22 protein-coding genes are annotated in these 16,490 nt (G+C 60.9%); 7 read left to right on the forward strand and 15 right to left on the reverse strand.

The window, feature by feature from the left end; genetic code table 11:
- Window positions 1-19 precede the first annotated feature (19 nt).
- Complete coding sequence (locus tag DYL59_RS05660; RefSeq protein WP_135288299.1) at window positions 20-904, forward strand: AraC family transcriptional regulator; 885 nt, start codon at window positions 20-22, stop codon at window positions 902-904.
- Here the strand turns inward: DYL59_RS05660 and DYL59_RS05665 are convergent.
- From DYL59_RS05665 to DYL59_RS05675, 3 genes are all read right to left on the reverse strand, one after another.
- Entirely contained in the window at window positions 846-1,433 is a 588-nt protein-coding gene (locus DYL59_RS05665; protein WP_135288300.1) for a LysE family translocator, read from the reverse strand. The two genes, DYL59_RS05660 and DYL59_RS05665, sit on opposite strands and share 59 nt — an antisense overlap.
- 85 nt (window positions 1,434-1,518) lie before the next feature.
- Window positions 1,519-3,207 (reverse strand): phospholipase D-like domain-containing protein, encoded by a 1,689-nt coding sequence (locus DYL59_RS05670; RefSeq protein ID WP_135288301.1) that lies wholly within the window; start codon window positions 3,205-3,207, stop codon window positions 1,519-1,521.
- 100 nt (window positions 3,208-3,307) lie between these two features.
- Window positions 3,308-3,742 (reverse strand): winged helix-turn-helix transcriptional regulator, encoded by a 435-nt coding sequence (locus DYL59_RS05675; RefSeq protein ID WP_135288302.1) that lies wholly within the window; start codon window positions 3,740-3,742, stop codon window positions 3,308-3,310.
- A 97-nt stretch (window positions 3,743-3,839) separates the two neighbouring features.
- Here DYL59_RS05675 and DYL59_RS05680 point away from each other — a divergent pair, with 97 nt between their 5' ends.
- Window positions 3,840-4,538, forward strand: coding sequence for an SDR family oxidoreductase (locus tag DYL59_RS05680; RefSeq protein ID WP_135288303.1), 699 nt, complete (start codon window positions 3,840-3,842; stop codon window positions 4,536-4,538).
- Between the two features lie 16 nt (window positions 4,539-4,554).
- Here the strand turns inward: DYL59_RS05680 and DYL59_RS05685 are convergent, their stop codons facing one another.
- Both DYL59_RS05685 and DYL59_RS05690 read right to left on the reverse strand, forming a co-directional pair.
- Entirely contained in the window at window positions 4,555-5,184 is a 630-nt protein-coding gene (locus tag DYL59_RS05685; RefSeq protein ID WP_135288304.1) for a ribonuclease T2 family protein, read from the reverse strand.
- 36 nt (window positions 5,185-5,220) lie between these two features.
- Window positions 5,221-6,201, reverse strand: a complete 981-nt coding sequence (locus DYL59_RS05690; protein ID WP_135288305.1) for a Gfo/Idh/MocA family protein — start codon at window positions 6,199-6,201, stop codon at window positions 5,221-5,223.
- Window positions 6,202-6,328: 127 nt separating this feature from the next.
- Here DYL59_RS05690 and DYL59_RS05695 point away from each other — a divergent pair, with 127 nt between their 5' ends.
- Complete coding sequence (locus tag DYL59_RS05695) at window positions 6,329-6,691, forward strand: NUDIX hydrolase (protein ID WP_135288306.1); 363 nt, start codon at window positions 6,329-6,331, stop codon at window positions 6,689-6,691.
- Here the strand turns inward: DYL59_RS05695 and DYL59_RS05700 are convergent.
- The 4 genes from DYL59_RS05700 to DYL59_RS05715 are packed head-to-tail and all read right to left on the reverse strand — an operon-like array spanning window position 6,677 to window position 8,493.
- Window positions 6,677-7,141 (reverse strand): periplasmic heavy metal sensor, encoded by a 465-nt coding sequence (locus DYL59_RS05700; protein ID WP_135288307.1) that lies wholly within the window; start codon window positions 7,139-7,141, stop codon window positions 6,677-6,679. The two genes, DYL59_RS05695 and DYL59_RS05700, sit on opposite strands and share 15 nt — an antisense overlap.
- The gene (locus DYL59_RS05705) at window positions 7,138-7,569 is read right to left on the reverse strand and encodes a hypothetical protein (RefSeq protein WP_135288308.1); all 432 of its coding nucleotides are present in this window, start codon (window positions 7,567-7,569) and stop codon (window positions 7,138-7,140) included. Before DYL59_RS05705 ends, DYL59_RS05700 begins: the two co-directional genes overlap by 4 nt.
- On the reverse strand, window positions 7,566-8,144 hold the full coding sequence (locus DYL59_RS05710) for an RNA polymerase sigma factor (RefSeq protein WP_135288309.1): 579 nt from the start codon (window positions 8,142-8,144) through the stop codon (window positions 7,566-7,568). The genes DYL59_RS05705 and DYL59_RS05710 overlap by 4 nt, the downstream gene beginning before the upstream one ends.
- Before the next feature lie 37 nt (window positions 8,145-8,181).
- Window positions 8,182-8,493, reverse strand: coding sequence for a YXWGXW repeat-containing protein (locus tag DYL59_RS05715; RefSeq protein WP_135288310.1), 312 nt, complete (start codon window positions 8,491-8,493; stop codon window positions 8,182-8,184).
- Between the two features lie 12 nt (window positions 8,494-8,505).
- Here DYL59_RS05715 and DYL59_RS31335 point away from each other — a divergent pair, with 12 nt between their 5' ends.
- Both DYL59_RS31335 and DYL59_RS31340 read left to right on the forward strand, forming a co-directional pair.
- Window positions 8,506-8,682 carry a hypothetical protein gene (locus tag DYL59_RS31335; RefSeq protein ID WP_167496656.1) on the forward strand — a complete coding sequence of 59 codons (177 nt, stop codon included), beginning with the start codon at window positions 8,506-8,508 and terminating at the stop codon, window positions 8,680-8,682.
- A gap of 34 nt (window positions 8,683-8,716) precedes the next feature.
- Window positions 8,717-8,857: a hypothetical protein gene (locus DYL59_RS31340; RefSeq protein ID WP_167496657.1), complete on the forward strand. Its 141-nt coding sequence runs from the start codon at window positions 8,717-8,719 to the stop codon at window positions 8,855-8,857.
- On the opposite strand, the gene DYL59_RS05720 is transcribed toward DYL59_RS31340, so the two are convergent.
- Entirely contained in the window at window positions 8,854-9,102 is a 249-nt protein-coding gene (locus tag DYL59_RS05720) for a DUF1652 domain-containing protein (protein WP_135288311.1), read from the reverse strand. The genes DYL59_RS31340 and DYL59_RS05720 overlap by 4 nt on opposite strands.
- Window positions 9,103-9,348: 246 nt before the next feature.
- Here DYL59_RS05720 and DYL59_RS05725 point away from each other — a divergent pair, with 246 nt between their 5' ends.
- Window positions 9,349-10,287: a sensor domain-containing diguanylate cyclase gene (locus DYL59_RS05725; protein WP_135288312.1), complete on the forward strand. Its 939-nt coding sequence runs from the start codon at window positions 9,349-9,351 to the stop codon at window positions 10,285-10,287.
- A 342-nt stretch (window positions 10,288-10,629) separates the two neighbouring features.
- Here the strand turns inward: DYL59_RS05725 and DYL59_RS05730 are convergent, their stop codons facing one another.
- From DYL59_RS05730 to DYL59_RS05750, 5 genes are all read right to left on the reverse strand, one after another.
- On the reverse strand, window positions 10,630-11,535 hold the full coding sequence (locus DYL59_RS05730) for a helix-turn-helix transcriptional regulator (protein WP_135288313.1): 906 nt from the start codon (window positions 11,533-11,535) through the stop codon (window positions 10,630-10,632).
- Window positions 11,536-11,571: 36 nt separating this feature from the next.
- The gene (locus tag DYL59_RS05735; RefSeq protein ID WP_135288314.1) at window positions 11,572-12,267 is read right to left on the reverse strand and encodes a fumarylacetoacetate hydrolase family protein; all 696 of its coding nucleotides are present in this window, start codon (window positions 12,265-12,267) and stop codon (window positions 11,572-11,574) included.
- 128 nt (window positions 12,268-12,395) lie between these two features.
- Window positions 12,396-12,725, reverse strand: a complete 330-nt coding sequence (locus tag DYL59_RS05740; protein ID WP_135288315.1) for a hypothetical protein — start codon at window positions 12,723-12,725, stop codon at window positions 12,396-12,398.
- An 80-nt stretch (window positions 12,726-12,805) separates the two neighbouring features.
- Window positions 12,806-15,301, reverse strand: a complete 2,496-nt coding sequence (locus DYL59_RS05745) for a TonB-dependent siderophore receptor (protein ID WP_135288316.1) — start codon at window positions 15,299-15,301, stop codon at window positions 12,806-12,808.
- A gap of 251 nt (window positions 15,302-15,552) precedes the next feature.
- Window positions 15,553-15,990, reverse strand: a complete 438-nt coding sequence (locus DYL59_RS05750) for a DUF3995 domain-containing protein (protein WP_135288317.1) — start codon at window positions 15,988-15,990, stop codon at window positions 15,553-15,555.
- Between the two features lie 93 nt (window positions 15,991-16,083).
- Between DYL59_RS05750 and DYL59_RS05755 the strand changes: the two genes are divergently transcribed.
- A complete protein-coding gene (locus DYL59_RS05755) occupies window positions 16,084-16,473 on the forward strand; it encodes a DUF2946 domain-containing protein (protein WP_135288318.1) in 390 nt (129 codons plus the stop codon).
- The last annotated feature ends 17 nt before the right edge of the window (window positions 16,474-16,490 follow it).

Raw genomic sequence — 16,490 nt, forward strand, 5'->3', positions numbered from 1 at the left:
CCTTCTGGAGCGTCGCGCCATGTCCTCGTCAGCAAGCCCCGCAGCCCCCTGCTTCTGGCGCGATAGCGCGCTGGGGTTTATCGAAGCGCGAGCCATTGCCGATGGACGCCAGGTCACCTACACCCGACACGCCCACGAGCATTTTTCCATCGGTGCGGTAACCACCGGGCGCAGCTATTACCACTACGGCGCAGACACCTACGAGATCTGCGCCGGCACCGTGGTGCTGATGAATCCTGGCGACGTGCATGCCTGCAACCCCATTGCGAATGAGCCCTGGTCATACCAGATGCTGTACATCGACACGCCGTGGCTGACCGACCTGCAGCACCAATTGGGCTTCAGCTGCGACCAGGGTTTTCGAGCGTTCACTACCCCTCACACTCGCGACCCGGTGCTGTATAGCGGCTTGTTGGCGCTGTATCGGACACTGGTGGATCCCCAGGCCGAACACCTGCAAAAACAAAGTCTGCTGGTGAGTTTTTTCACGGACGTTCAACAACGCCTCAACCCCTGTGAATCGCCACTGCGGGAGGTCAACCACAAACTGGAGCGGGCGGCCGAGTACATTCGCGAACACTGCACCCAGGCCCTGAAACTCGAAGATATTTGCCTGGCAGCCGAGCTGTCACCCTCTTACCTGATCCGCGCGTTCAAGCAGTATTACGGGCTCACGCCCCACGCCTTCCTGGTGAACCAGCGTATCCAGTTCGCCCGCAGCCAACTGCGTCAGGGCCAACTGATCGCCGATGTGGCCCTGGCCGCCGGGTTCTCGGACCAGGCGCATTTCCAGCGCGCCTTCAAACAGCACTTCGCCGCGACACCGGGGCAATACCGCGACCCGCTCAAGCCATCAGCAAATACCCCACACTGGCTACCAGCAACGCGGCCATTGAGCGGTTGAACAGCCGCACGCCTTGAGGGTTGCCCAGGTAGCGACGCAGAAACGTCCCGGCATAGGCCCAGCACGCCACCGACAGGTAGCAGATCACCAGGTACAGGCCCGCAAACAGCCACACCTGCGCCGCCGCGCCGTCCGCCACAAACAGCCCCATGCCCGCCACGCAGGCCAGCCAGGCCTTGGGGTTGAGCCACTGCATGATCGCGCCGTACAGCATCGACGGCGCGGTGGCGCTGCCATCGGCATCCAGCCGCCCGTTGTCCACCGCCAGTTTCCAAGCCATGTAGAGCAGAAAGGCCACGCCGCCCCACTGGATCAACTGGGTCAGGATCGGCCAGCGCACCAGCACCTCATGCAGCCCCAGGCCGATCAGCACCAGCAGCAACGTGAAACCCACCGCAGCGCCAAGCACATGCTTCTGGCTGGCTACAAACCCGAACCGCGCGCCTGAACTGAGGGCTACTACATTCACCGGTCCTGGCGTAATGGAGGTGGCCAAGGCGAAGGCGGCCATGGAGAGGATCAAGCTCATTGCGATTTCCTTTTTGCGACGATGAAGATGGCATCACCGTAAAGGGCCAATCGCGTGGGGTATTGAACAAAATGCCCCCGTCGCACTATTTCACAAACAATTCCCGATCCCGCGCTTTGACGTGCCCAGGACGGTAGTACACATCGAACCAGGGCTTGCCGCCCGGCGCCGGCGGCTTGGCCAGGCGCAAGGTTTGCAAGGCGCCAGGCTTGCCGGCATTGACGCGAAAGTGGAAATGGTCGAACAGCAACAAGGCCTGGATCGCATAGACCACGGCCACCTTGCGGTCTTCGATGCAGATCAGGTGATCGCCGTTCTTCTTCTCCCCACCCTCGGCCAGGTTGGATGAGCCGGTGTATACCGTGGGACGGGTGCCGTTGAAGTCGGTCACCACAAACTTGTTGTGCACCATGTTCCCCGCATTGCCCGACCACTCCGCCTTGAACGGCGCCGGTGCGTTGCTCGACAGGTAGGCAAACGGCAACAGCCCCACCGAGCCATCCGGCTTGTACACCGCCAGCTTGCCAGTGCGCTGGGCCACGCCGTAGGAAAACAGCGAGCGCTGCATCAACTCGTCCAGTGCGCTGCGCACGTTGCCGGTGATCTGGTTGAGAAACACGATGGAGTACAACACCGAACTGGTGGCCTGCTCGATGCTGGCGGCGATGGGGTCCAAGGACAGCGATGCATCGACATGGGGCGAGAAGCACAACGACACCTTGGAACCGGGCGCGTCGCGTACCACCCACCAGTACTGTGACAGCGGGTTCTTGCGAAAAGCCGCTGGCCTGCTCCAGTAGGCATCGAACACCTCGGCGAACTTGCCGGCCACGGCAACATCGTCGAACAGCAGCACATTGTTGGCCTGGATATACAGCCCGCGCAGAGCAAAATTGGTGGACCCGCCTAATACCCGAATCGCCTGACCGGCGCGGCGTACTATCAGCACCTTGTTGTGCTGCAAGCCAGAGAAGTGCATGCGTTTGACGTGAGCACCGCTGGCGGTCAAGCGTTGAGCGCTGATGCTTTCGCAGCTGGTTGCCGGCTTTTGCTTGGTGCTGTCATCGATGATCGCCCGCAGCCTTGGGCCCAGCTGTTCAAGGCGCCGCAGGATATCCGGCTCTTTGCTTTCGAAGAGCTGCGCGTCGAGGGTCAGTTCGGGGTCATTCGCCACCTGGTCCAGCACCTGCAGGATCAACTGCCGCGCTTCAAAACCCAGCCATTGGTAGTTGGCTTCGAAAGGCGCCATGTCCACCTCCAGCGCCGCCGATACCGGCGCACCAGACGGCGGCAGGATGCGGGTTTCATTGTCGAACCGGTCGCCGTAGGCTTGGGAGGAAGCGAAGCCCCGGGTAAAGCCGATATTGAGGAAATCGTTAATGGTTTGCGCAACGAGGGAAATCTGGCCTTCCAGGCTCACGCCCTTGCGCAGCGTGCCGTTGGCGTCCATGTAGCACGCGGTGACCCGATAGCGGTAGAAACCGGCCAGGATCTCGCTGGGCACATGCACCCAGCGGAATTTCTGAAACGGCGCCTCGGTGGACAAAAAGCTGCGCGGGCGCTCGGGGGTCGGTGGGTAGTCAAAGTGCAGACGGTTGCGCAACGCCCCCCATTGTTCGGCGTTGGGGTATTTGACCTCTATGCTGAAGCCGACGAAATCGGGTGTCGCCAGGTCAGGGGCCAGGTCAAAGGCCAGCAATGCGGCGCCCTCTCCACGATAAAGTTTGAGGGTCAGGCCCTGGAAGGTGGTCTTGCTTTCAAAGTCGGTGCTCACGGCGTGTCTCCTTGGTGGGAAGACCTCCGAACACCGGACGAGGCGGCAAGCCCGTTCACCACGGGGAGGCGGTCCCTAGGAGTTTAGCGCCTCCTGTGCTTCAGGCCAGTGGCGCCTGGGTGACGATGTCTTCGAGCTGCAGCACACGGCCGTCCTCGGCAACGATCTCGACTTTGCGCAACGGTTTGAGCGAGCGCGCATCCAGCACACGGGTGCCGACATCGTCCGGCTCGGTGAAGGCTTCGCCCCATTGCGCCAGGGTCACCAGCACCGGCATCAGCGCACGGCCCTTGTCGGTCAGTTGGTATTCACTGCGCGCGCCCACTTCGCTGGTTTGTAGCAGGCCTTGCTCGACCATATCCTTAAGGCGCGTGGCGAGGATGTTCTTGGCCACGCCCAGGTGCTTCTGGAAATCACCGAAACGGGTCACGCCGGCAAAGGCGTCGCGGATGATCAGCAACGTCCACCAATCGCCCACCACGTCCAGGGCACGGGCGACCGGGCAGACGTTTCCTTCCATGCATTTGCGCTTCATTGTCGGGCCTCCAAAAATTAAGTTGCATTATAGGACCGATACGCTCAACATAAAAACGGTTTCATTATTAAACCTAATGTTCAGCGTGGAGCTCATCATGGATATTCGTGGAAAAGTGGTACTGGTCACCGGCGCCAATCGCGGCCTGGGCAAAGCGTTTGTCATCGCGCTGCTGGAAGGCGGTGCGGCCAAGGTTTACGCCGGCGCACGCGACCCCGGCAGCGTTAACATCCCCGGCAGTACGCCGATTGCCCTGGACATCACAGACGCCGCCAGCGTACAACGCGCCGCCGAGCAGGCCAGTGATGTCAGCGTGGTGATCAACAACGCGGGCTTCCTCAAATACGGTTCGCTGTTGGCGCAAGACAGCGTCGAAAACCTGCAACAACACTTTGACGTCAACACCTTCGGCACCCTGCGGGTCAGTCGTGCGTTTGCGCCGATCCTGGCCACGCAAGGCGGCGGCGCGTTGATCAACGTGCTGTCGGTATTGAGCTGGTTGAGCCCTCCGGGTGCCGGTGGCTACAGCACTTCAAAATCCGCCCAGTGGGGTCTTACCAATGGCCTGCGCGGCGAGTTGCGTGAGCAAAACACTCTGGTGATCGGCGTGCACCCCGCCTACATCGACACCGACATGGTGGCCGGGGTGGATGCACCGAAAAGCACGCCGCAGGAAGTGGTCGCTCTCACCCTGCAAGCGCTGAGTGAGGACCGTGAAGAAGTGCTGGTCAGCGACACATCCCACGGTGTGAAGGCGTCGTTGTCCAGCGATAGCCCGGTGTATCTCAACGCTTGATCAGCGCGATGAGGCCTCAGCGCTGCGTGGGAATGCGGATATCGCCGTCGCGGCACTGGGTTTTCACACTGCGTGGGCAACCAGCGAAGGCCAGGTCCTTGGTCAGGCACACCCGCACTTCCGAGAGCACCTTGCCTCTGCAGATCACGGCCAACCCGTGGTTGCCCAGGCGCGGGTTGCTCTCGCGAAACAGCGCTTCGATCTCACGGGCCTGCAGGGACGGCGGCGTGTTGAACGGTTGCAGTCGCTGCGGAATGTTCACGACGCCCAGCGCCGCATCGGTTTTCTCCAGATAGGCCACGGGCTCAAGCCCGCTGCATGTGCCGTGTTTGGCCCATTCGTGCTTGAGCAGCGCGCGCGTAGGAAACAACGCAGCGCCCTTCTCCATCGCTTCGCGGTTCAATGGCACCTGCGGCGCGCAGGAAGCCGGCCACCCTCCCCGTGCGTACTGCGGCCACAAGCCGTGCAGCACAAACCCATAGCCCTTGCCCGTGCACTGCTCGTTATCCGGGTGCGTGAGGCAAAAGGTCGGCGACCACGACAGCGACAGCACGTAAAAATCGAATTCCCCCGGCGTGCCTTGGCTGCGGGGGGCCGCCAGTGCACCGGTGGCCAGCACCAGCCACATCAGCATCCAGTATTTCATCCCTGTACTCCTTGAAAAGACAAAACCCTATCGCGCCTAGCTGGGATGATGGGGGTTACGTTGTAGCACCTTGTCGAGGATCCGATCGGTCTTCAGCGCCTCGATGGCCAAGGAAGGATGCTCGGCCTCGCCACGGATATGTGCGTTCATGGCCAACACATGGTGCCATTGGATATGGGCGTGACAGGGGACTTCCAAGACCTCGCTGGTCTCACTTTCGAGGCGAATGGGCTGGTCTTCGAACACCGAAAACTGGATGCGCCCACGGCTGCCGATCAGTTCTACGGTGTCTTCACGGCGGTCGGCGACAAAGTTCCAGCAGCCCATGCCCAGCGCGCCGGACGTGAAGGTCCAGCACGCCGTTACCGCATCTTCGGCGGCATAACGCCCGGCCTGGCGCGCCGTAAAACCCGCGACCTCGACGATATCACCGGCCAGGAACTGGAACAGGTCAAAGCCATGGCTGGCCAGGTCGGCAAAATAACCACCACCGGCAATGGCCGGGTCGGTGCGCCAGTTGCCAGCGCTGGCGTCCTCAACAGCGGCGGGTTTGCACAGGTGCCAGGTCAGCTGGCGCAACTCGCCGATGCGCCCGGCCTGCAGCCATTCGCGCACTTGTTGGAATCGCGGCAGTGAACGGCGGTAGTAGGAAACAAACAGGTGCAGCCCGGCACGCTCGAACGTGCGTTGCATCAGCGCGCTTTGCTCGGCATTCAGGGACATGGGCTTTTCGACACAGCAATGCTTGCCGGCTGCCGCCACCATCAGGCTGTATTCGAGGTGGCTGTCAGGCGGCGTGGCGATGTACACCGCGTCAACTTCGGGGTCGTCGATCAGCGCCTGGGCGTCGGTGTAGAAGCGCGCAATGCCATGGCGCGCTGCATAATCGCGCACAGCCTCTTCGCGACGCCCCATCACGGCCACCAGCGCCGAACCTGGCGCTTTGTGGAAAGCGGGTCCACTCTTTAATTCAGTGACACTGCCACAGCCAATCATGCCCCAACGTACGGTAGTCATTGATTCTCCTCGTGCGTTTTCATCAAGCGGGCAGTATCCACATACCCATCGCCCTGTGCCACACCCCTTTAGCATGACAATTGCATTACACTTTTATGACATTCATCCAACTGCAGGGGCACAGACGATGAAAACTCGGGCAACGGTCATTTGCGAACACGAGGGGCATATCCTCTTCGTGCGCAAGGCCAGATCAAAATGGGCGTTGCCGGGCGGCAAGGTCGAGCGCGACGAGCGCCCGGTAGGGGCTGCCGCGCGCGAGCTGGAAGAAGAAACCGGGTTGAACGTGGATGGCCTGCTCTACTTGCAAGAGCTCAAGGCCCGCGACACCCTGCACCATGTGTTCGAGGCCTCGGTGGTGAACATCGACGAGGCGCGGCCGTGCAATGAAATCGTAGATTGCCAGTGGCAGCCCTATGGCGCCATGGATCAACTGGACACCACGGACGCCACCCGGCATATCGTCAAGTCTTTCCTACGGCGTTTGTAGCGCGCGGGCTTGGCCCCTGAGGTACAACACCTCCACCAGGTTTTGTCGCTCATCCCGAGGCAAGGTGCTGGCGAACTGCGCCAGCGTCGTATCCACCAGCGCTCGCAACGCCGCATCGGCTTCCCTGGCCTTGGCCAATTCGCTGACCAAAACATCGCGGTCCAGGTTTGGCGCTTGCAGCTGCTTGATCACCCCCATGCGCGCTTCGCGGCCGGCCATGATCAGCGGTTGGCTGTCGGCGCGGTTATGCCGTAACAGTTGGCGCAGCTCCTTGCGCCGCTCCGGCGGCAACTTGAACATCGCTTGGCGCAGCCCATGTTGATTGACCACCGCTTGCGCCGGCTGGGCACTCGCCAACCAATGGTAAAGGCCACCGCCGACCCCGCCGACCAGGAACACATTGAGCAAAACCGATACCAGCAACCAGGGTTTAAGGGATCTGACGGTCATTGCTCGGCTTCCTCGGTGTTGAGGCTGAACACGACTTCCGCGTCGCCTTGATCAAAGACACTGGGCAGTACTTCGGATGAGAGCATCGGCAGCGGCACGCTCATGGATGCCACCAGCATGCCCGTGACAATGCCTGCGACCCCCACGCCCACGACGCCTGCCGGTGAGAGCCAGCGCGCATAGCGCGACCAGAACGACAGTGGACGCGGCGCCGACTGGCGAATACGGCGCGCCAGCGCCGGATCGACAAAGGCCAGTTGATGACTGTCCAACTGGCCATCCAGCCAACGTGCCGCGCCCAACGCCTCATGGGCGATGGCGCTACCACTGTCCAGCAGTGCCTGGGCCGGTGCTTGCTCGGCCAGCGGCCAACGATGCAGCTCGGCGCCATAAGCATCGGCCAAGTGCGAAAAGCGTTCAGGTGTCATGATTTTCCCCTTCCTGGGCGGGCGAGCCCGGGTGTATCGGCAAGTTGGCTGCGCAACTGGCGTCGGGCCCGCGACAGCAGGCTCTCCAGTGCCTCGACGCTGATATTCATCAGGGCAGCGGCGTCGATGTTGGACAATTGCTGGTAGTACTGCAGCACAATGGCTTCGCGCTGGCGTTCGGGCAATGCCGCCAACGCTGCGGCCATGCGCGCACTGTTATCCAAGGCTTCCAGCTGTTGATCCGGTGATGGCGCGCTGTCAGCCAGTTCCAGCACCGCCTCCTCATTCAGTGGGTGCTCCTTGCGTCGGCGCAGACGGTCATGGCACAGGTTGAGCGCCACCCGGTGCAGCCAGGTATCAAAACGCGCCTCGCCACTGCGCCAGCGGGCCGCCTGGCGCCAAATGCGCAGGAAGCTTTCCTGGGCCACGTCCTTGGCCTCGTCGGGGTCTCCCAGAATCCGACTGGCGAGCGCCAGCAGGCGCGGCAGTTTGCGCGTCACCATTTCGTTGACGGCGGCGGGCTCGTTGTTACCGATGCGTGCCAGCAGTTCAACGTCCGGATCAGTGTTTTTCAATCGGGCAATTCTCGCTCCGGGGGCCAAGGCTCAGGTGTCAGCGAACCCAACGCCCTTCACGCCAGTACCAATTCGGGCCGCGCGATTCCCAATGCCCCGGCTCCCAGCGCGCATTGCGTATCACCGGCTGCCAGTGGCCTGGCACCCAGGTGTAGGCACCGTGGTGCCACTGCCAATGGCCACGGTCCCAGGCATAACCGGGGCGTTGCGCGGGAATGATCTCGACACGCTCAGCAGGTGGCGCCTGGCGAATAATGACTTCGGTCTGGGCAACGCTCGGGGTACTCACAAACGCGGTCAACACCAGCGGTACAAGCAAGGCACAGCGCAATTTGGCCAGGGACTTCATGGCAACTCCTTCATGCAATGGGCAAAAGTGCCGGTTGCTGATGGGTTGAACGGCGGGTGCCAAAAAATCCGTCGCTGGGTGCACGAAATTTTTCAGGCTGGGGTCGCGGGCAGTATTGCCCAAGGGGTGGCGGCGCTTGATGAAATATTTGAAAGGCGTGCGACGGATTCAGGCAGGCCGCTGCGTTAAAGGATCAACGCCGCTCACCCCAAGAGGAAACACCATGTATCGCCGACTTTCCATGCTGGTTGCCGCACTGCTGATCGTCAGCCTCAGTGGCTGCATTATCCTGCCGGAACACCGTCATTGCTGCTGGCGCTACTACGGTGCGGCGGACGCACCCACCCAGTTGGCCAACAGCTAGCCTACCGCCGCAAACCCACGGCGCCCGGCCTTGATCTCGGTGCGCAGTTCGCCGATCAGGTTTGAGATGGAACGGATGCTGTCCAAACCTTCGGGGGACACACAAGTCAGCAGCAGGTCGACACGCCCGGACTCTGGCTCAAAGATGCTGATGCGCAGCGAGCCATCGCTGTTCTGTGTGCAGTCGCAGGCCAGCGGCAGAAAACCCGACGCCATGATGCGATTGAATTCGACGATTGAAATCATGTGACGCACCCTTCCCCGGGCCCCACCCAGTCGTTGTGATGCAAGCAGCGTAGATGAGGTTTTGCACGCCATCTAGCCCAGCATGCAAAAGTGTTATCTACGCCTCATTTGGCCCCGAAACCGCCGAAACACTGGCGCCAGAAAAGCTTTTAAGCGACCTCTCGTCTGCCGGCCGGGGCAACACTTGACTCCCGTCGCCGATCACAAGAGGCTCTTGGCTTTTGCCCACACTCCCGAGCATCGTCCATGAGCATCGCCCCCCCTAGCCAACCCGACAGCGACGTGTACAAGACCCTTCTGGAATCGACCAAGGCCATCCCCTGGCGCATCGATTGGCAATCGATGACGTTCAGCTATATCGGTCCGCAAATCGAGGCACTGCTGGGCTGGACGCCGCAAAGCTGGGTGAGTGTGGACGACTGGGTCGAACGCATGCACCCGGATGACCGCGAATACGTGGTGAATTTCTGCGTGTCCCAATCCCGGGCCGGCGTTGATCACGAGGCGGACTACCGGGCGCTGACGGTGAATGGCGACTACGTGTGGATCCGCGACGTGGTGCATGTGGTGCGCAAGGACGGTGAGGTCGAGGCGCTGATCGGCTTTATGTTCGATATCAGCGAGCGCAAGAAGACCGAAGAGCACCTGGTGCGCCTGCAAAAACAGTTGGAGGAATACTCCTATCAGGACGGCCTCACCGGCATCGCCAACCGCCGCATGTTCGACACCGTGCTGGAACGGGAATGGGCCAGCGCCCAGCGCAGCCAATTGCCGCTGTCGTTGATTATCCTGGATATCGACTTTTTCAAGCAGTACAACGACCACTACGGCCATATCAAGGGCGATGAATGCCTGCGCCTGGTCGCACACACCCTGTCCAAGGCTGCCAATCGACCGCGGGATTTCATTGCGCGCATCGGCGGCGAAGAATTTGTATGGCTGTTACCGGAAACCGACGCGGCTTCGGCCAGGCAAGTGGCGCAGCGCTGTCTGCACCTGGTGCGCCAACAGCAGATCGAGCACAGCTTTTCGACGGTATCGAACCTGTTGACCCTGAGCCTGGGGGTGGGCACCCGCATCGTCACGCTGGACAGCCCGATGCTCGGTTTTGTCGAAGAGGTCGACAAGTTGCTGTACCAGGCCAAACGCAATGGCCGCATGCGCGCGGCATATGCCGAAGACTAACTTTGCCGATGAGATCAAATCGCGGGCAAAAAAAATCCCAAGTAGCTGATGGAAACTTGGGATTTAAAAATGCATAAACCGTGGGAGGTGAACGCCCGCGCATCATAGCGATTGTGAAAAGCTGTCACAAGACTATTTGATTCCTTTCGTCGGATTAAAACATGCGTAAGTCATTCAATAACCACATATTTTTTAAGGTTCTGAATATATAAGTGCCACCTTTTGGTGCAACTAGCACCTTATATAACCACTTATAATAAAAGGTTATTGAGGCGTGAAGCTGTACTCTTTGTCATGTCAGAACTTGGTGCTGATGTGGGCCCCACATTTGCTATCGGCCTATCACGACTCCCCCCGCTGCTGTCGACGAAACTGCCCCGGCGCCATACCGTGGGCCTTGCGGAAACACCGGGAGAAATACGCCTCATCGGTAAACCCACAACGGTGGGCAATCGCACCAATCATCTGCGCACTGTTGAGCAACAAGGTGCGCGCCAGTTGCATGCGGCGGTCGAGCACCAGTTGGGAGAACGGTTTGCCGGTTTCCTTGCGCAGCAAGTGCGTCAGGTAATTGGGTGAAAGAAACGCGGCGGCGGCGGCATCCGTAAGGTTCAGGCTCGGCTCGTGCAGGTACTCGCGGATGTATCCCTGCACACGCGCCAGGGCATCCTTGCGCCCGCGTCGGGTCGCGTTGTTGGCGGCAAAGGCCTGCAACGGCTCCGCGTATTGCTCGCAGACCAGGCCGATCAATTGAAACAGGTAGCCTTTAAGGCGTTCGCGGGCGCCGAAGGTGCGGTGGGCGTCGAGCTCGCGCATGTGAGCCAGCCAAGTGAGCACGGCTTCGAACGCGGCATCGTCGAGGATAAAGTCCAGCTGCTCCTGAAAGCGAAACGGCGACAACTCCGGCGCCTGGTCGATGGGGATGTCTTCCAGGTCCAGCGGATCACAGGTCAGTTGTGGCAAGAAAAATCCCTGGCTGAAGTTGATCAGCATGAACTCCCCTTCCTCGGGATGGGGAATCACATGCAGCCGGTGCGGCAGGATAAACGCCAGGGCCTTGCGCGGAAACGGCCGCACCGCGCCACCGATGTGCTGCACGGTGTCGCCGCCCAGGTTGATCTGGATCTGGAAATACTCATGGCGATGGGGGCTGGTCAGCGCTGCCCGCCCGCGTTTGTCGCGGATGTAGAAGTCGGGGCGATCACTGCGCTGTTCCATGCCGTAGGTGGTGACGCGGGTGCCTGGCATAACGGTCTCTCGGGTGGCCTGGGCACCACTTTAGCCTCAAGCCTGGCCGAGGGTGAAACGCAACTGGCCAATGCCGTCGATGCCAGCGCTAACCACATCACCTGGCTGCAACGAACCGACGCCTGCAGGCGTGCCAGTGAAGATCAGGTCGCCGGCCTTGAGGGCAACCGACTTGGAGGCGTGGCTGATCACTTCGCTGACCGACCAGATCTGGTCTGCCAGGTCGCCCACCTGGCGCGGTTCACCATTCACCTTGAGCCAGATCTTGCCGCTGGATGGATGCCCGATTGCGCTCACCGGTTGCAGCGCGGTGCTGGGCGCCGACTCGTCAAAGGCCTTGGACCATTCCCACGGGCGCGAAAGCTTTTTAGCCTGGGCTTGCAGGTCGCGACGGGTAAGGTCGATGCCCACGCCATAACCCCAAACGTGGGACAACGCTTCTTCAGGGTGGATATCCACGCCGCCCTTGCCGATGGCCACCACCAGCTCAATTTCATGGTGCAGGTCCTGGGTCAACGGCGGGTAGGCAATCACCCCTTCAGCCGGCACCACCGCGTCCGCCGGTTTCATAAAGAAAAACGGCGGCTCCCGTTCCGGGTCGTGCCCCATTTCCCGGGCATGCTCACTGTAGTTGCGGCCCACGCAGAACACGCGCCGCAGCGGGAAGCGCGCCTCGCTGCCCTGTACGGCAAGGGTGGGGGTTTGCGCGGGGGTGAATACGTACTCAGTCATGGCCTGTACCTCTTCGTTAACCGGGCGCCCAGTATGGCCAGCGACGCCAGGCCGAAGTTGGACAGGCTTACGCAGATTTTGCACTGATCGGTGCTTGCGGCTGTGTATCCGGCCCCCAAGACAAGCCGTTACTTGCGCGCGACTTTGTAGCGAACGCAATCCTGATAGAAACCCTGGCGGATCGCCTCGGGCTTGAGCCGTGAACGGCTGTCGTAGGTCTGTTCGGTGATGCCCATGGCCATCATGCGCATCCACGATTTGTTGAACTTCATGCTCTGGATCTTCTGCCGCGCCGCGTACAGCGACACCCCCGACAGCTTGAGTTCCTGGGCCCTGGCCGCCGTACCCGCGCCCCAACTGCACATGTACTTGTCACCCTCGCGCAGCTCCCGTGCCTGTACGGTAGCCGCGCCGCCGGCCAGAGAGCAGGCGATCAGCATGATTCCAACAGTGCGCATTTGCATCCCCACCTAACCACCTGAAAATAAAAGCGATTCTGGCGAGGATTTTGTTACAAAGGGGCCATTAAATTGCCTTATCACCACTGATAAGTGGCACTCGCCTGCACAGTGCGCTGTGAGCCGTACCAGCACCACGAGTAGGAATAGCAGGACGCGACGTACTCTTTATTCGCAAGGTTGGTGGCGTTCAGGGCCAGGCGCAGATTGTCCTTGAGGCTGGTGATGTTCGGGATGTCGTAGTGCACGGCCGCATCGAACAAGGTGTAGCCCGGCACTTTCAGGGTGTTGGCGGTATCGCCCCAGGAAGAGCCGACGTAACGTGCACCAGCGCCGGCGCCGAAGCCCTTGAGGTGGCCATCATGGAAGGTGTAGTCCGCCCAGGCCGACGCCGTGTGGCGCGGTACGGCGTAGGTGGTGGTGCCTTTGGCCGACAGCGCCGGGCCTACGCCGATGTCGCCAATCGGGGCGTAGCGGACGGTGTTGTTGGACTGGCTGATGCGGTTGTCCAGGTACGCGTAGGCCGCGGTGATATCGAGGTTGTCATTGAGACTGGCCTTGCCTTCCAGTTCGAAACCCCGCGACTGCACTTCGCCATCTTGGCTCTGGCAGCGTCCGCTGCCGCAGATGTGCTGCGGGTTGGGGTCGGTGGTCAGTACATTGGTCTGGCGCAGGTCGAAGATCGCCGCACTGATAAAGCTATTGCTGCCCGGTGGCTGGTACTTGATGCCGATTTCGTATTGCTTGCCTTCGGTCGGCTGGAACACCGCGCCTTCGTAGCCCGTACCCGATTGTGGCTGGAACGACTCGGAATAGCTGGCATAAGGCGCCAGGCCGTTGTCGAAGAGATAAACCAGACCAATACGTCCGGTAAAGGCCTTGTCATCCTGCGACGACTTGGACTTGGTCCCTGCCCTCACCGTACTGCTGTCAGTACTTGCCCAGTCATAACGGCCGCCGAGCAACAGCACCCACTTGTCCCACTTCATTTGCTCCTGCAAATAGACGCCCGTCTGTTCGCTGCGCGACGTCACGTCGGAGGTGTAGGCCGGCACCGGCACTGCCGCGCCGTACACCGGGTCAAAAATATCGAGCGTCGGCCCCGCCTTGTACACCCCGGAGCCCGACAGGGTGTCGGTGTGGGTGTATTGGTAATCCAGCCCCATCAGCAAGGTGTGTTGCAACGGGCCCGTCTCGAATTTGGCTTGAAGCTGGTTGTCGAGGGCATAGGCATCCATGTCGACGTCACTGGCGATTGTCGAGCGTTGGATGGTGCGGTAATCCTCTAGCAAGACGTTACTGTAGAGACTGCGGTATTGCCCTTCAGTGCGCAGGTAGCGCGCGTTCTGGCGCACGGTCCATACATCGTCGAAATGATGTTCGAAGGCGTAGCCGATGGAGTAGTACTCACGGTCACTCTTCTCGAAGTTCTTTTCGCCGTCATAGAAATCCACGTCGATGTCGCGTCCCACTGGGCTGTGCAACACCGAACCCCAGGCGGGTACCGAACCGTAGGACGCCCCCTTGGGGTCCTTCTGGAAATGCCCGAGCAACGTCAGGGAGGTGTCTTCGTCCGGACGCCAGGTGAACGCCGTGGACAAAGACTGACGACGGGTTTCAGTGTGTTCCACCTGGCCATCGGCATCATCGAAAAGGCCAGCCACGCGGTAGGCGTAAACCCCTTGATCGTCAATCGGCCCGCTTAAATCGAAGGTGGTGCGCTTCTTGTCAAAGGTGCCGTATTCCACACCAATCTCATGGAACGGCGTGTCCAGCGGGCGCTTGCTGACCATGTTGATCACACCACTGGGCGTGCCCTGCCCGTACAACACCGAAGCCGGGCCACGCAGCACTTCGACGCGCTCCAGGTCGAACGCGTCCTTTTGCGGCAAGGCATCACGGCTCGACGGCATGCGCAAGCCGTCGAGGTAGGTGGTTGGGGAGAAACCGCGGATAGTCAACTGGTCGAGCCGCGACGCCGTGGCGCCACGGGTTTCCGGGACCACGGCGGCGCTGTAGCGCAGGATCTGGTTGAGGCTCTCGGCGTTTTGCGCGCGCATCTGGTCCTTGGTCACCACGGAGATCGATTGCGGCGTCTCGATGATCGGCGTATCGGTCTTGGTGCCCGACAGACTGCGGGTGGCCACATAACCAGACACCGGCCCAGTCGGGCTCTCGCTCTGGTAGGCGCCACTGATGGTGGTGGCCTGCAGCTCCATGGCGCCGCCGTTATCCGGGATGGCTTCCAGGCGATAGCGATCGGCGGAGATCTTCAAGGCTTGCAGGCCGCTGCCGGCCAGCAGCTGGTTCAGCGCCACATCGGTGTCGTATTGCCCACTCAAGCCATTGCTGCGTTTGCCACGGGTCAGGCTCGCATCGAACGCCAATACCAGCCCTGCCTGCTCGGCCAAGCTGTTGAGGGCCTGGCTCAAGTCACCGGCAGGAATCGAGAAAGCGCGCACGGCGCTGCGGGTTTCTTCGGCGAAGGCCGATTGGACGGTCAACAACGGCACAGCGGCAAAAGCCATCGCCACGGACAAGGCCAGTGGATGCAAGGGACGAGCAAGGCGCGACATGGGAAATCCTGCGTATGGGAGGTTCTATTAACCATGACGGCCAGGTCGCAGGATCGGGTAAGGATGAGAGCGATTTTTATTTGAGAGGCCTTGGCGTAATCAGTTTGATCGGCTTCTCATAGAGTGTTTTGGCTGGTTTTGGTGCAGCGTTTACCTGTATTGAACGTGAAGACACGATCCATCATGTGCCCGGACTTGTGGAACGCAAATACAACCCGACTGTGTCGTTGCCCAACAAATTTTTAACCCTCCTACCCCCACGCCACCACCAACAACCCCACCCCCAACACCAGACACAGCGGCGAGTAAAAATACGTATCCCACCTGGCAAACCGTGACCCACCCACCTTCTTGAAAAACCCCACCAACTCCGAATCCCCAATGGCCCTGGCAAACATCACCAGCGCAATCGCGCTGATCCCCCACTGCAATGCGCCATGGGACACCGCCGAGAAATACAGCCCGGCGCGCAGGCATACCAACAGGGCGATCGCCACCAGCCCCATTGCCACCAAAAACGTACCCAGCGCCGAGGGTTTGAACGCTGGCCGTGGCCCGCTGGCGAATTCGCCAGGCAGTTGGGGAATGACCGCCTGGAAGCCCAGCTTGCCACCAGCGGCCCAGTACAGGTGCACCATGCTGATGCAGGTGAAAACCCCGACGATCCATCGCGCGATGACAAAGCTCATGGCTGGCCCTCCCTGAAAATGTGCGAATGAGAATAGTCGCCCGACAATTTTTTGCAGGCATTTCGTCGGCGGCTGGTGGTAAAGTGCCGCCCCATGAAATTCGCCCGTGCCGATCGCTCGCTCATTGCCTGGATGCTGTATTGCTGCGTCCTGTTCAATGTGTTCGCCTGCAGTATCGGTCACGGCCAGATGGTGGGGATGCAGCTCAATGGCATCGGTGGCCAGTTCTGTACGGTGGATCCGCGCACGCAAGCGCCCACGCCGTCGAGCAACACCGATGAAAGCCTGCCGACGCTGTCCAAGGCCTTCGGTTGCCCGTTGTGCTCCACCGGCGGCATGGGCCCGGCACTCAACTCCAGCCTGACTGTGGCGGTATTACCCCAACCCCACGCGCCACCGCCGGCGATTATCGCCACCGCTGACATCCCTGCCCGCTTCACCTGGCCCACGGCCCATCCGCGTGCGCCCCCCGCCTTTGCCTGACGCCTTCGCTTTCTGAT

This window comes from Pseudomonas kairouanensis, assembly GCF_004682055.1.
GTDB lineage: Bacteria > Pseudomonadota > Gammaproteobacteria > Pseudomonadales > Pseudomonadaceae > Aquipseudomonas > Aquipseudomonas kairouanensis.